Here is a 13,777-nt window from a genome sequence, read left to right on the forward strand (position 1 = left end):
CCCCCTGATTCGCGGTTGCGCACGATGCGCGCGCCACCCTACCGGGGACCGTGGACGGGGGCTGCAAGTAGGATCGCCGTCCCATGGGGGAAGTCCGCGCGCCCGGATGCCGACGGGGATGCCGACGCGGATGCTCCCGCCACGAGCCCGCCTCCAACGAGGGATTGATGCGCCGGTGAGCCAGATCGTCGTCAAACGCCCGCCGAGGTCCCTTCCTCCGGAAGTGCCCGGTCAGGAACTGGTCCTGGAGCCTCCGCCGGAACTTCCCCGGGGGCAGCAGGAGTCGGCGCTGATGCAGTTGCTCCCGATGCTCGGCATGGGTTCGTCGGTGGTCTTCTTCTTCATGACGCCGTCGCCGATCATGCGGATCATGGGCGTGCTGATGCTGGCGTCAACGGTCGGCATGGCCGTCGCCCAGGTCGTCCGGTTCCGTCGCGGTACGCAGGGGCAAATGGCCGATGTCCGCCGCGACTACCTCAAATACCTCGCCCAGACCCGGCGCACGGTCCGCCGCACGGCGCGCAGGCAGCGGGACGCGCAGCTCTATCTGCACCCCGCGCCCGAGCAGTTGTGGTCGGTGGTGGCCGAGGGCTCGCGGGTGTGGGAGCGGCGGGTCGGCGACCACGACTTCGGGCAGGCCCGCATAGGCCTGGGCGCCCAGCGGCTGGCGACGCCGCTGGTGGCACCGGAGACCGCGCCGGTGGACGAGCTGGAGCCGCTGTGCGCGGGGGCGATGCAGCGGTTCCTCGCGGTGCACGGCACGCTGGACGGGCTGCCGATGGCGGTCTCGATGCGGGCGTTCTACCACGTGACCGTGTCGGGCGATCCGGAGTCGGCGCGGGCGGCGGCGCGTTCCCTGGTGGCGCAGCTGGTGACGCTGCACTCCCCCGACGACCTGATGCTGGCCGTGGTGGCGGCGCGGCCGGCGCAGGAGCGCTGGGACTGGACGAAGTGGCTGCCGCACGCGCAGGTGCCGGGACAGGTCGACGGGGCCGGTACGAAGCGGCTGTTCGGCGACGACCTCGGCGAGCTGGAGCAGTTGCTGCGCTCCCGGCTGGACGGGCGGCCGCGGTTCTCCCGGGAGAACCAGCCGGTGCTGGACCAGCCGCACGTGGTCGTGGTCCTGGACTCCGATTCCACCCGCGGCGGCCTGGTGCCGCCGGACTCGCTGTTCGCGGCGGCCGAGGGCCTCCAGGGCGTGACGATCGTGGAAGTGGTGTCCGGCGAGCTCGACGAGCCGCGCGGCGGGCTGTCGGTGGTGGTGCGGCCGGGGCGGCTGCGCCTGGAGTCGGGCGGCGGCTTCGCGTACGAGGGGCTGCCGGACGGCCTGTCCCTGCCGGCGGCCGAGGCGCTGGCCCGGCAGCTGGCGCCGCTGCGGACGGGCGGCGGGGACGACGACGAGCCGCTGCTGGCCAACCTGGACTTCACGGACCTGCTGAACCTGGGGGACGCGGGTTCGGTGGACGTGGCCAGGACCTGGCGGCCGAGGTCGGTGGCCGAGCGGCTGCGGGTGCCGATCGGCGTCGGCGAGGACGGGCAGCCGGTCATGCTGGACCTGAAGGAGGCCGCGCAGGAGGGCATGGGCCCGCACGGCCTGTGCGTGGGCGCGACGGGTTCCGGCAAGTCGGAGCTGCTGCGGACGCTGGTGCTCGGTCTGGCGGTGACGCACTCCTCGGAGACGCTGAACTTCGTCCTCGCGGACTTCAAGGGCGGTGCGACCTTCGCGGGCATGTCGCAGATGCCGCACGTGGCGGCGGTCATCACCAACCTGGCGGACGACCTGACGCTGGTGGACCGCATGGGCGACGCGATACGCGGCGAGCTCCAGCGGCGGCAGGAGCTGCTGCGCTCGGCGGGCAACTACGCGAACATCCACGACTACGAGAAGGCACGGGCGGCCGGTGCTCCGCTGGAGCCGCTGGCGTCGCTGGTCCTGGTGATCGACGAGTTCTCCGAACTCCTCACCGCCAAGCCGGACTTCATCGACATGTTCATCCAGATCGGCCGGATCGGCCGTTCACTGGGCGTGCATCTGCTGCTGGCCTCGCAGCGCCTGGAGGAGGGCAAGCTGCGCGGCCTCGACACGTACCTCTCGTACCGGATCGGTCTGCGGACGTTCTCGGCGGCGGAGTCGCGGACGGCGATCGGCGTGCCGGACGCGTACCACCTGCCGTCGGTGCCCGGCTCGGGCTACCTGAAGTTCGGCACGGACGAGATGACCCGTTTCAAGGCGGCGTACGTCTCGGGGACGTACCGGGCGGACGGGCCGCGCCTGGAGGCGGGACAGCTGCCGGTGGAGCGGCGGCCCGCGCTGTTCACGGCGGCGCCGGTTCCGGTGGTGTACGCCCCGCCGGACCCGGCGGGGCGCCGTGCGGAGGAGGACGACGCCCTGGCGGACACGATCCTCGACGTGATCGTGCGCCGCCTGGAGGGGCAGGGGGTGCCGGCGCACCAGGTGTGGCTGCCGCCCCTCGACCGGGCGCCCTCCCTCGACCAGCTCCTTCCGGGGCTCGCGCGGACGGCGGAGCGGGGCTTCACGGCGACGGAGTACACGCGTCGGGGCGCGCTCACGGTGCCGCTCGGGCTCATCGACAAGCCGTTCGAGCAGCGGCGCGAGGTGCTGTACCGGGACTTCTCGGGCGCGGCCGGCCACATGATGGTGGTCGGCGGTCCGCAGTCCGGGAAGTCGACGATGCTGCGGACGCTCGTCTCGTCGTTCGCGCTCACCCACACCCCGGCCGAGGTGCAGTTCTACTGCCTGGACTTCGGTGGCGGCGGCATGGTGTCGCTGGCGGACCTGCCGCACGTCGGCGGGGTCGCGTCCCGGCTCGACCCGGAACGGGTGCGTCGGACGGTCGCGGAGGTGATGGGGGTGCTGAACCGGCGGGAGGAGTTCTTCCGCGCGCACTCCATCGACTCGATCGCGACCTACCGGCGCAAGCGGGCCGCGGGTGAGCTGCCGGGCGAGGCGTGGGGCGACGTCTTCCTGGTGGTGGACGGCTGGGGCGGCTTCCGGAACGAGTACGAGGGCCTGGAGGGGACCGTGTCCGACCTGGCCGCGCGCGGCCTCGGCTACGGCATCCACGTGGTGATCACGGCCTCCCGGTACATGGAGGTGCGGGCGGCCCTCAAGGACCAGATGCTGGGCCGGCTCGAACTGCGGCTCGGTGACGTCATGGACTCGGAGTTCGACCGGAAGGTCGCGGCGAACGTGCCGACCGGGGTGCCGGGGCGCGGCCAGGTGCCGGAGAAGCTGCACTTCATGGGGGCGCTGCCGCGGATCGACGGGTCGAGCGCGAGCGACGACCTCGCGGCGGGCACGGCGTCGTTCGTCGAGGCCGTGCGGACCGGCTGGCAGGGTCCGCCGGCGCCGCCGGTGCGGCTGCTTCCGCACAAGCTGTCGGCCGACCGGCTGCCGAAGGGCTTCGAGTTCCCGCAGCACGGCGTCGCGATCGGCATCGACGAGACCCGCCTGGAGCCGGTCTTCGTCAACTTCGAGACGGATCCGTTCTTCCTGATCTTCGGCGAGAGCGAGTCCGGCAAGACGAACCTGCTGCGGCTGATCGTCCAGCAGATCGCCCAGCGGTACTCCCCGGACGAGGCGAAGCTCGTCGTGGGCGACTACCGGCGGGCGCTGCTCGGCAGCCTGCCGGAGGAGCACCTCCTGGAGTACGCGCCGATGGCGAGCTCGATGCAGATGCACATGGAGGCGCTGTCGGGCGTGTTCGCGCGCCGGCAGCCGCCGCAGGACGTGACGCCGCAGCAGCTGCGGGACCGGAGCTGGTGGTCGGGTCCGCAGGTCTTCATCGTCGTCGACGACTACGACCTGGTGGCGACGAGCGCGGGGAACCCGCTGGCGCCGCTCGCGGAGTACCTGCCCTTCGCGCGGGACACGGGCGTGCGGTTCATCATCGCGCGCAACAGCGCGGGGGCCTCCCGCTCGATGTACGAGTCGTTCATGCAGCGCATCAAGGAGCTGGGCGCGCAGGGCGTCGTCCTGTCGGGCGACCCGGCGGAGGGCGACCTGCTCGGGACGGCCCGGCCCCGTCCGATGCCGCCGGGCCGCGGATACTTCGTGGGGCGCCGGGGCGGCGCGTCGCTGGTGCAGACGGGGCGGATGCCGGAGCTGTGACCGGGCACGGCCGGGCACCGGCCCGGGGCGGGAGCCTCCGCCCCGGGCCCGCCCGGCGGCCTTCACGTCTGCACAGACGTCGTTGGACGTGCGCACCTCAAAACTGAAAGCATCACACCAGCCCGGCCGAGGCCCGACCAAGGAGGAGACCGTGTCGTTCGAAGACGAGTGGGCCCAGCACAAGACCGCCGCCCTGGAACACCAGTCGTCGAGCACGCGGCTGAACCAGGTGCCCTCCGACCCGGGTGGGGGCGGGGGCCAGCCGGACCTGGCGACGTCGCCGGCCAGGAAGAAGGCCGCCGCCGGAACCATCGAGAACCACATCCAGCCCGATGTGAAGGCGGCCGCGGACGCCGGCGACGAGGGCACCAACGGCGCCGTCGCCGAGTTCAAGGGCTGGGAGACCGCGACCGGCCTCAAGAAGGCCCACGGCCACTGGGACAGCCAGGTGAAGCGCCTGATGGCGCGGCTGGACTCGGAGAAGACCGCGCTGCGGAGCGCGTCGACGCTGTTCACCAACAACGACATCGTGACGGGGTACAGCTTCACCCCGGCGCAGTCCAAGGTCTCGGGTCTTTAGGGGGAAGAGCGATGCCGACGTACCAGGAGATCATGGAGATCGACCTCGGCAAGCTGAGCACCGCCGCCGACGGCTGGAAGAGCATGGCGGAGAAGTTCAAGAAGGTCGAGGACATGTACGAGAAGGAGGTCCAGAGCGTCGCCACGGGCGGGCCGCTGTGGACCGGCCAGGCTCAGCAGGTCAGCGCGACCAACTTCGGCATCACCCGCAAGGAGCTCGACTCGGCGCAGAAGGAGGCGCGCGCCATGGAGTCGCTCCTCCGGGACGCGCACAGTACGTTCACCGAGCTCAAGGGCCGGGTGAAGGCGGCGGTCGACGAAGCCGTGACCGCCGGCATGAAGGTCTCCGAGTACGGGAACGCCAGCTACGACTTCAGCAAGGTCAGCGCCCAGGAGGCCAACGCCATCCGCCACGACCCGGGCCTGCGGGACGTGGAGATGTCGTACACGACCAAGATCAACGACGCGGTCAAGGCCGTCACGGAGTTCGACGCGGACGTCAAGACCGCCCTGCTCAACGCCTCCGGGGCGGACGGCACCGCTCCCCTGGGCTTCAACGCGAAGCCGGTCGGCGACGTCGAGGCCGTCGAGGCGCTGGCCCTGTCGGAGAAGGTGCGCGAGGGCAAGGCGTCGAAGGAGGAACTGGAGCACTACCGGGACCTGCTCCGGAAGAACTCCGGCGACAAGCACTTCAGCGAGGCCTATCTGGACGGCCTCGGCGCGAAGGACGCCCTGAAGATAGCGGACCGGATGAACCTGGCGTCGAACGAGCGGGGCATCTCGGACGCCGAGAAGAAGCTCTACAACTCGATCAACGCCGGCCTGGCGGACACGATCGCCTCCGGCACGAAGGACCCGAACGGCTACGCGTACCGGCCGTTCGTGGACGGGCTCAAGGGGCTCGGTACGGAGAACTTCGGGCGCTACGGCAACGTGACCAACGGCTACCAGGTCCTCGTCACGATGATGAAGCAGGGAGACCCCAAGGCGTACGGCAAGGAGTTCCTGAACGAGATCGGCGACGACATGATCAGGATCGAGAAGGAGAAGCCCCACGTCTGGCAGCACTTCTTCGACGGCCAGCGGCCGAACCTCGCCCACGACCCGCTGGACGGCCTGCTCGACATCATGAGCAAGGACCCCAAGGACGCGGAGTACTTCCTCGACCCCAAGGCCCCGGGGAACGCGAACGAGCACCTGAAGTTCCTGCTCACGGACCGGAAGTGGCCGGATCCGGCGATGAACACCCTCTACTCGGCCCCCATGCAGATGGACGACCCCTTCAAGGCGACGGGCCTCGGCAACGCCATCCAGGCGGCGGCGACGGGACACGAGCCGGGCGAGAAGCTCGGCCCGCCCGGGCCGCACACCGAGGGACAGGCGCGGGTCATGCAGAACACCATCAGGATTCTGGACCACGACATGGGCGCCGACGAGTTCCCCGACGAGCTGAAGAACATCCAGCAGCCGCTGGCACGCGCCCTCGTCGACTACGTCGCCGACACGCACGTGATCCTGGGCGGCCAGGAAGCCTCCTACGGCGGCATCCGCGGCAACGACGACATCACCGGCTCGGGCGACAACGCGCACATCGCGGTGGGCCAGAGCAGTCTCGTCCGCGTCATGCGCGGCATCGCCGACGACGGCGCGGCGTACTCCCTCCTCTACGAGGCGGAGCGCACCTACGGGGCCTCCGAACTCGCCGGGGCCCCCGCGTACGACGGCGACAAGACGCACGGTTCGAGCGCGGACTGGAACGACCGGGGCCGGGACATCGGCGTGGCGATGGGCGCGCTCAACGGCATCGGCGCGGACGTCTACAAGGACAAGGGCGACGACAGGGTCGAATGGGCCGAGGACACGGCCGAGTACGCGGCGATCGGCGCGAACGGGCTGATCGGTGAGATCCCGATCGCCGGAACCGCGGGCGGCGCCCTCATCGACACGATCAAGTACGACTGGGTCAAGGACGTCACCGAAGAGGCCGAGGCGCAGGGCAAGAAGGACGCGAGCAACAACTACGCGAGCGGCATGGAGGGCACCAACCGTCTGTTCGACGCCTGGGGAGAGAAGAATGGCATCAAGGAAGACGGGGCCTGGAAGGAGTCCAAGAACAGTGCCAACGAGGCCTACGACACCGGGCGGAACGCCGCCAAGACGCACCTCCAGCACGGTGAGTAGGCGCCGGACGCGGTTCCTCCTGCTCACGGCGACGGTACTGGCGGCGACGGCGTGCAGTACCGACACGCAGCCGCGGGCGGAGCGTCCGGACGACTACGCCTGTGCGGTCTCCGCCGGCTCCCCCGAGGCGGAACTGCTGACCCGGGTGATGCGGACGGACTCCTTCACCACCCGGAACGGCTACCCGGGCCCCCGGTTCGTCGAGAAGACGCAGGACCGCCTGCGCGAATACCTGAAGGAGGGGAAGGCGCCCACCGTCAGGCAGTGCTCGTACCTCCCGGACGGTCGCGGCGACGGCGGCCAGACGACCGTCGAGTACGGGTGGGTGCCGCTCTCCGGCGCGCAGAAGGACACGACCGGGGAGGGCGCCCGCCGCTACCGGCTGAACGGTGCGACGGGAAGGTCCGGCGACGTCACCACCGATCTCTACGCACGGTGCGAACTGCCCGGCGAACTGAAGGAGCCGTCGGAGAAGGTCCTCCTCCACGCGACCGTCTCGTTCACCACGAACCTGGGCACCGTCAAGGACCACGGCACCCAGGACCAGCAGATGACGTTCGCCTACCTCATGGCACGCCGGGCCACCGAACTCCTCGACTGCGAGAACGAGCCGCTGGCGAAGGACCCCGTCGTGAAGCCCCTCAACGGAAGCGCCTCCTGATGATCCACGCGAAGCACATCGCCCGGAGCGCGGCGGGCGCCGCCCTCCTCCTCGTCCTGGCCGGCTGCGGGAGCGGTGGGGAGGAGGCCGGAGGGGCCCTGAGCGTGGACCGGGTGGTCGAGATCGCCGAGAAGGCCGACAAGGACGGGACCGACACGTGTCCGCTGCCCTACGACGCCGGCGCGGCGGCCGAGGCCGCGAAGCTGGACCGGAGCGTGGAGCCGGGGGCGGCCGGCGCCGAGGCCGATGAGCCCGCCGCGCTCGCCGAGGGCGGGCGGACGACGGACCCGCAGTCTCCCTGGGCGGGCAAGCCGGGGGCGCTGATCACCTGCTCGTACCACCTGGGCGGGGAGGACCTGAAGGTCCGCACCGGCGCCGTGAGCGAGGGGAACGCCGTGTACCTCCAGGCACCCGTCATCCAGGCCGCCGGCGGAATGGACCTCTCCGCGCTCAGGGCATACACCGTCAAGGGTGCCGGGGCGAAGGCCGGGGAGGCCGTGCAGAGCGAGGGCGGGAACGTGGTGACGGTCCGGCTCGACTCCGGCGGCAAGGGCGACCTCGCCCTGGTCCTGACCGCCGGGGACGCCGGGAAGACCACCCTGGAGCGCGGACAGGTCCTCGCGCTCGCGCGGGCCTTCGCCTCGCAGGCGAAGTGAATCCCCCGGTTCCGTCTGACAGGGCGTCCGCCCGGCGTCCATGATGGAACCGCTACGCCGTTCCGCCTTTTTTCACCGCACGAAGGAGCAGAGCCAGATGGGCACCCAGCAGGAGAAGGACGAGCTGTACGCACTCGACATCAGTGGTGTCGAGTGGCAGGGGGCCCCCGGGACGAGCCCCGACGAGGAGCGCGTGGAGATCGCCCACCTGCCGGGCGGCGCCGTCGCGATGCGCTCCTCCCTCGACCACGACACCGTGCTGCGGTACACCAAGGCCGAGTGGGACGCCTTCGTCCTGGGCGCCAGGGACGGGGAGTTCGACCTGCGGTAGGAACCGCCGGAACGCGAAGGGGCCCGCTTCCCCGGGGAAGCGGGCCCCTTCGCGTGTCCTCCGGGGAACCGGGGCGCGGACGCGGGTCAGTACGCCTCGGTGAAGAGGCGGGAGGCCTTGACGTCGGTGGCGCGGTAGCTGTCCTTGCCCTGCTCGACGATCCGGGCGACCTTCTCGAGCCGGTCCTTCATGTCCTCGGCGCGCTTCTTGTACTTGCGCTGGAGGATCTCGTACTCGCGGTGCGCGTCACCGTCCCAGGTGTCGGTGACGACCTTGAGTGCGGTGTCCATCTCCTGGATGTCCTTGATGATGTTCTGCGAGACCGTGCGGATGCGGTTCGCCATCTCCTGGACGCTCTCGTACCGGACCCGGGTACCGGCGCTGTCGGCAGACATTTCGTCCCCTTTTCTTAGAGGTTGTTGAGCGCGGAGCTGTTGTTAGCGGCGGCGAACGCGGCACGGACGTCGTCGTCGTTCGCGTTGCTGAGGTTCTTCGTCTCGCCGACGGCGTTGAGCAGCACGCCCAGCAGACGGCGGATGACGTCGTGGTCCTCGTTGAGGGTCGTCTGGGCCTGCTTGAAGCCCACCGCGCCGACACCGGTCCAGCCGGCGCTGCACGTCTCCAGGATGTTGGCGAGTTCGCGCGCCTGCTTGGAGACCGCCTCACCGGTCTCCATGATCTTGTTCTTGGCCTTGACGACCGGGTCGTCCGCGAGTCCGAACCCGCCGGCGGGAGTGCTCATTCCTGCTCCTCGGTTGGTGAAGTGACCTTGCTCATGCGTCTGTCGACGCTCTCCTGCGTACTGCCACCGTCACGCCGGCGCCCAGGACGGCGACGACGGCGACGGCGCTCGCGGCGACGGCCCAGGGCGGGAGACCGCTCTCCTCGGCCCCGGTGGCCGACCCGGTCTTCCCGGGGGACCCGGGGCCCGTGGCCGGGCTCGTGCCGCTTGCCCCCGTGTCCTCAGGAGAGGGGGAAGTCTGCGATGCGGAGGGAGCGGGCGACGTGTTCGCCCGCGCGGCGAGCAGCGGGTTGACGTCCGGGTCGCCCGGGTTCCCCTTGCCCTCCAGGAGTACCTGAGCGGGGCGTACGGAGCCGTAGCCGATGTACTTGCTGGGGACGGGACCGTTGTGCCCGGCCGTCTCCAGCATGACCCGGAGGACCTGGTTGGCGGTCCAGTCGGGGTGGGCGGACCAGATGAGGGCGGCGGTGCCGGAGGCGATGGCGGTGGCCTGGCTGGTGCCCTCGATGGCGCAGTACTTGTTCCTGTCCTTGAGGCAACGCCCCGGGATCTCGACGCCGGGGGCGGTGAGGGCCAGGTGGGAGCCGTAGTTGGAGAACTTGGCGATCTTGCCCTTGGTGTCGAGGGCTCCGACGGCGACGACGCCGGGGAGCATCGAAGGGTAGTGGTCGACAGTTTCGAGCCCGGAGTTCCCCGACGACGCGAAGATCAGAGCTCCCTTGCCCAAGGCGTAGTCGACTACGGTGCGCCACTCGCTGAGCTCTGCTTCGGTTGCCGGACCGCCCGAAGAGATGTTGACGACGCGGGCACCGTTGTCCACGGCGTACCGGATGCCCTTGAAGACCGGCTTCCACGCGTGAGAGACAAAGTTGCCCGTCCTGACCGGGAGGATCGTCGCTCCAGGAGCGATGCCCTTCGCACCGCCTGCGGCACCACTGCCGGCGATGGTGAGAGCCATGTTCGTGCCGTGGCGTTCTGTGTCCTTGTCGTCCACCAGGCCCGAACCCCCCTTGTCGTCGAAGGCGTCGAACCCAGGCAGCACCTTTCCACGGAGTTCCGGCAGTGTCGGGTCGACTCCGGTGTCGATCACGGCGACCGTGACGCCCTTGCCCGTGGCCACCTTCCACAGTTCGTCCGCCTTCATCGCGTCCAGGTACCACTGGCGCGACCGCATGTCGTCCGCCTGAGCCGCCGGCGCCGCGACGGTCCACGTCGCGACGACGGCGGTCAGAGCGCCGAGCAGACCGACCGCTCGGCTGCGAACGGCCCGGGTGGGGAAGGGCATCGGGAAGGGCTCCTAGTCGATGACGGGCGGGACGATCCGGCGCTGTCCCGAGGTCCACGTCTCCTCGTCCTCGGACAGGTAGTCGGGACGGTTGCGCGTTTCGCGACGCTCTTTCCGATCCGGATTGGTGGAGGCCGGGGGACGGACGAGTCCCGTGCCACCGGGGGTGAAGGCGCGCCCGCCCGTGGTGGACGTGGCGGCGGATCCGGCGGTTCCGCCCGGCTGGGTCGCCAGCCGGCGGCCCGCCGCACCGGGCGTGCTGCCGGGAGCGCCGCCGAAGCCCCCGGCGCCGGGGCCGTGCATGCCCGCGGCGCCGCGGCCGAACTGGGAGGCGGCGCGTTCCTCACCGATGACCGTGCCCATGGGCATGCGTCCCGGTCGACCGGGGCCGGGGTGGCCCGGGACCTGTCGGCCACCCGTGATGCCCTCGGCCCGGGGACCGGAGCCCAGCGGGCCGGGACCCGTGAGCCCGGGGGCACGGGTGACGGGACCCGACGGAGCCGGGGTGGCCGGGCGCGGGAGCGGGTGGCCACCGTGGGGACCGGTCTGCCGAGCGAGGGGCGGAGCGACGGGAGGGAGCACGGGCCCCGGTCCGCTCGTCGTCGGGGGCTGCGCGGCCGGGGGCTGGGCCGTGGGACGGGTCGGCACCTCCGGCGCGATGGTCACCGAGTCGAGGTGGGTGTCCACCGCCCTGTCCGGCGGTACGGCCGGCGGAGGAGGCGTGGTCAGCGGCGTCGGCGACGGCGGAGTGATCCGGTCAGTGCCGCCTGCGCCCGGCTCCGCAGGGCGCAGGGACGACGAGGGAACGACGGGGGCGGAGCCCGTATCCGTACTCGTACCCGAGAATGCCAAGGATCCGGAGCCGCCACCCGTGCCGTACTCGTGCTCAGAGCCGTACTCATTGCTGGTGAGCGGCTTGAACTCCGGCTGTCGCTCCGTCGCGAGCCGCTCCCGCGTCGCGTCGTAGTACGACGACAGGCGCCGGAGCTGCTGGATCGCCTCCTGGAGCTTCGGGCCCTTCTCGGCCTCGATGCGGGCCTTCTCCTTCTCCGGGTCCGCGAAGCACATGCCCGCCGGTTTCGGCACGGCGGCCTTCGCTTCGGTGAGGGCCTGGCCGGCGCGCTTCATCTCCTCGGAGACGACCTTGGTGAAGTCGCCGAGGACCAGGGTCTCGGAGACCATGTCCGCGCCCCATTTGCGGAACGCGTCGCCGCCCGCGCCCTCCCATTCCACACGGCTGATGTAGTGCCGCAGGTCGGTGGCGATGGCGAGGATCTTGGGCACCGCCGCCGCGAGGGCGGTGCCGCTGCTCGACAGCTCCTCGGGCTTGGCCGACGCGATCATCGCGTACAGGGCGTCCAGGGACTTCCCCTCGAACTCTCCCGACATCGTGTGTTCCTCCCCCGTCAGCTGAATCCGCCGGTGTCGGCGGTCCCGTGCGCCGGTGTGACCGGCTGCCCGGGCTTGGGCGCGCCCCGGCCCCCGGTGCCGTGGTGCTCGTTGTTGCCCGTCTCGACGGACTTCTGGATCGCGGCGAAGCGCCGCCGCTCCTCTTCGTCCACACCCGCGTAGCCCTTGTCGGCGATCTGGGCGCGAATGCCCATCGCCTCGATCGTCTCGCCGAAGATCTTCGTCAGCTCTTCGAGCCGCGTGCGCACCTTGTCGTACGCCCCGTGCAGCTCGGTTGCGGCGGCGAAGCCCGTGCCGTACGCGTCCGGCGCGATCTTCTGTTCGCCGATCTTCGTGTGCTCGGCGGGCGAACTCTTCAACTCGTCGAGCAGTTTCTGCATGCGCGTCTGGAATGTCTGGAGCGTCACCTCTCCGACTTCCAGGTCCTTCTTGCCGTCCCCGTCCGGTCCTGCCACGTCACTTCCCCCGTCCCACAAGAACAGCGGCCACTCTAGCCATTCGGTACGACAGTTCCAACTGCAAAGCTCTGCTCCGGGGATCGTTCAAGGGCGTACCCCCTTCCGGCGGCGGCTGTCACGGATCACGGTGGCCGTTCCGGCGACCACGGCCACCAGGACGCCCCCCGTTCCCAGCGCGTAGGTGGCGAGCCGTTCGGAACGCTCCTGGGACGTCTCCGACAGCGCCAGGCGGGCCGGTTCCGGGGCCGGCGGCTCGGGCGGGCCGGGGTCGGGCGTGGGCGAGGACGGCGGTGTGCCGGGAAGGTCGGCGAGGGCCCGTACGGGGTCCACCACGCCCCAGCCGACGTGGTTGTCGCGCCCGTTGACGGAACGGACGGCGGTCTGCTCGATGCGGGCGACGATCTGCGCCGGGGTCCACTTCGGGTACTTGGCACGGAGCAGGGCGGCGACGCCCGCGACGTACGGGGCGGAGAAACTGGTGCCGTTGTCGACGCACTGGCCGCCGCCGGGGACGGTGGAGACGATGTCGACGCCGGGAGCGGCGACGCCCACGAAGGTCCCGGACTGGGAGAAGGCGGCGCGCTCGTTGTCGCGGTCGGAGGAGGCGACGGCGAGGACGCCGGGGAGGGCGGCCGGGTAGGTGTTCCTGAGGGTGCCGTCCATGCCGTCGTTGCCCGCGGAGGCGACGACGACGACGCCCTTGGATATCGCGTTCGCCACGGCTTCGGCCAGGGGCGAGTCCGGGGCGAGGGCCCTGGTGGTGTCCTGCGAGATGTTGATGACGTGGGCGTTCTTCGCGACGGCCCAGTCGACGGCCCGGGCCATCGTGTCGGTCGTGCCGCTGTTGTTCTCGTCGTTCTGCCGGATGGGGATGATCGTCGCCTCGGGGGCGAGACCGACGAAGCCGGTGCCCTTGCGGGGGCGGGCGGCGATGATGCCGGCGACCTTGGTGCCGTGGCCGACCTCGTCGACGGTGCCGTCCGTCCTGCCGCGCTTCTCGTCGCCGGGGCCCGGGTTCTTCTTGTCGGGCTCGAGGTAGTCCTTGCCCGCCTTGGCGTCGACGGCGGTGCGCAGTTGCGGGTTGACGTCGTCGACGCCGGTGTCGACGACGGCGACCCGGACGCCCTTGCCCCTGGTGTCCTGCCACAGCTCGTCGAGGAGGACCCGCTGGAGCGGCCAGGGGGTGCCCTCGATCTGCTTCTTCATGGGGAAGGTGCACTCGCCGCTGCCGTCGAGGGCCGGCGCGTCCCGGTGCGGCGCGGCGGCCGCCGCGGGGGCCGCGAGGAGGAGGGTGAGGGCGCCGGCGGTGAGCAGGGCCGCCGTGCGGTGCGTGGTCGTCACC

12 protein-coding genes are annotated in these 13,777 nt (G+C 70.9%); 6 read left to right on the forward strand and 6 right to left on the reverse strand.

Features of this window, described 5'->3' with window-relative positions; translation table 11 throughout:
• Positions 1–175: 175 nt before the first annotated feature.
• The 6 genes from eccCa (at position 176) to ACZ3IL_RS00090 (ending at position 8,540) form a co-directional block, all read left to right on the forward strand.
• Positions 176–4,132, forward strand: a complete 3,957-nt coding sequence (eccCa, locus tag ACZ3IL_RS00065; RefSeq protein WP_467385298.1) for a type VII secretion protein EccCa — start codon at positions 176–178, stop codon at positions 4,130–4,132.
• A gap of 151 nt (positions 4,133–4,283) precedes the next feature.
• Positions 4,284–4,712, forward strand: coding sequence for a hypothetical protein (locus tag ACZ3IL_RS00070; protein WP_467385299.1), 429 nt, complete (start codon positions 4,284–4,286; stop codon positions 4,710–4,712).
• Between the two features lie 11 nt (positions 4,713–4,723).
• On the forward strand, positions 4,724–6,892 hold the full coding sequence (locus tag ACZ3IL_RS00075) for a hypothetical protein (RefSeq protein ID WP_467385300.1): 2,169 nt from the start codon (positions 4,724–4,726) through the stop codon (positions 6,890–6,892).
• Entirely contained in the window at positions 6,885–7,553 is a 669-nt protein-coding gene (locus ACZ3IL_RS00080) for a hypothetical protein (protein WP_467385301.1), read from the forward strand. The genes ACZ3IL_RS00075 and ACZ3IL_RS00080 overlap by 8 nt, the downstream gene beginning before the upstream one ends.
• Entirely contained in the window at positions 7,553–8,209 is a 657-nt protein-coding gene (locus ACZ3IL_RS00085; protein WP_467385302.1) for a hypothetical protein, read from the forward strand. The genes ACZ3IL_RS00080 and ACZ3IL_RS00085 overlap by 1 nt, the downstream gene beginning before the upstream one ends.
• A 97-nt stretch (positions 8,210–8,306) precedes the next feature.
• Positions 8,307–8,540: a DUF397 domain-containing protein gene (locus tag ACZ3IL_RS00090; protein ID WP_432063287.1), complete on the forward strand. Its 234-nt coding sequence runs from the start codon at positions 8,307–8,309 to the stop codon at positions 8,538–8,540.
• 86 nt (positions 8,541–8,626) lie between these two features.
• Here the strand turns inward: ACZ3IL_RS00090 and ACZ3IL_RS00095 are convergent, their stop codons facing one another.
• The 6 genes from ACZ3IL_RS00095 to mycP form a co-directional block, all read right to left on the reverse strand.
• Entirely contained in the window at positions 8,627–8,935 is a 309-nt protein-coding gene (locus ACZ3IL_RS00095; RefSeq protein ID WP_467385303.1) for a WXG100 family type VII secretion target, read from the reverse strand.
• Positions 8,936–8,949: 14 nt separating this feature from the next.
• Complete coding sequence (locus ACZ3IL_RS00100) at positions 8,950–9,282, reverse strand: hypothetical protein (protein WP_467385304.1); 333 nt, start codon at positions 9,280–9,282, stop codon at positions 8,950–8,952.
• 31 nt (positions 9,283–9,313) lie between these two features.
• A complete protein-coding gene (locus tag ACZ3IL_RS00105) occupies positions 9,314–10,567 on the reverse strand; it encodes a S8 family peptidase (protein WP_467385305.1) in 1,254 nt (417 codons plus the stop codon).
• A 12-nt stretch (positions 10,568–10,579) separates the two neighbouring features.
• On the reverse strand, positions 10,580–11,956 hold the full coding sequence (locus ACZ3IL_RS00110; protein WP_467385306.1) for a hypothetical protein: 1,377 nt from the start codon (positions 11,954–11,956) through the stop codon (positions 10,580–10,582).
• Between the two features lie 17 nt (positions 11,957–11,973).
• Complete coding sequence (locus tag ACZ3IL_RS00115) at positions 11,974–12,432, reverse strand: hypothetical protein (protein ID WP_467385307.1); 459 nt, start codon at positions 12,430–12,432, stop codon at positions 11,974–11,976.
• Between the two features lie 87 nt (positions 12,433–12,519).
• Positions 12,520–13,776: a type VII secretion-associated serine protease mycosin gene (mycP, locus tag ACZ3IL_RS00120; protein WP_467385308.1), complete on the reverse strand. Its 1,257-nt coding sequence runs from the start codon at positions 13,774–13,776 to the stop codon at positions 12,520–12,522.
• Position 13,777: the final 1 nt, after the last annotated feature.

This window comes from Streptomyces sp. NPDC014907 (assembly GCF_055562975.1).

Bases quoted from the DNA above. Each gene is read 5' to 3' on its own strand.
- ACZ3IL_RS00075 (WP_467385300.1), top strand. From the start codon at position 4,724: ATGCCGACGTACCAGGAGATCATGGAGATCGACCTCGGCAAGCTGAGC.
- ACZ3IL_RS00085 (WP_467385302.1), top strand. From the start codon at position 7,553: ATGATCCACGCGAAGCACATCGCCCGGAGCGCGGCGGGCGCCGCCCTC.
- ACZ3IL_RS00090 (WP_432063287.1), top strand. From the start codon at position 8,307: ATGGGCACCCAGCAGGAGAAGGACGAGCTGTACGCACTCGACATCAGT.
- ACZ3IL_RS00095 (WP_467385303.1), bottom strand. From the start codon at position 8,935: ATGTCTGCCGACAGCGCCGGTACCCGGGTCCGGTACGAGAGCGTCCAG.
- ACZ3IL_RS00100 (WP_467385304.1), bottom strand. From the start codon at position 9,282: ATGAGCACTCCCGCCGGCGGGTTCGGACTCGCGGACGACCCGGTCGTC.
- ACZ3IL_RS00105 (WP_467385305.1), bottom strand. From the start codon at position 10,567: ATGCCCTTCCCCACCCGGGCCGTTCGCAGCCGAGCGGTCGGTCTGCTC.
- ACZ3IL_RS00110 (WP_467385306.1), bottom strand. From the start codon at position 11,956: ATGTCGGGAGAGTTCGAGGGGAAGTCCCTGGACGCCCTGTACGCGATG.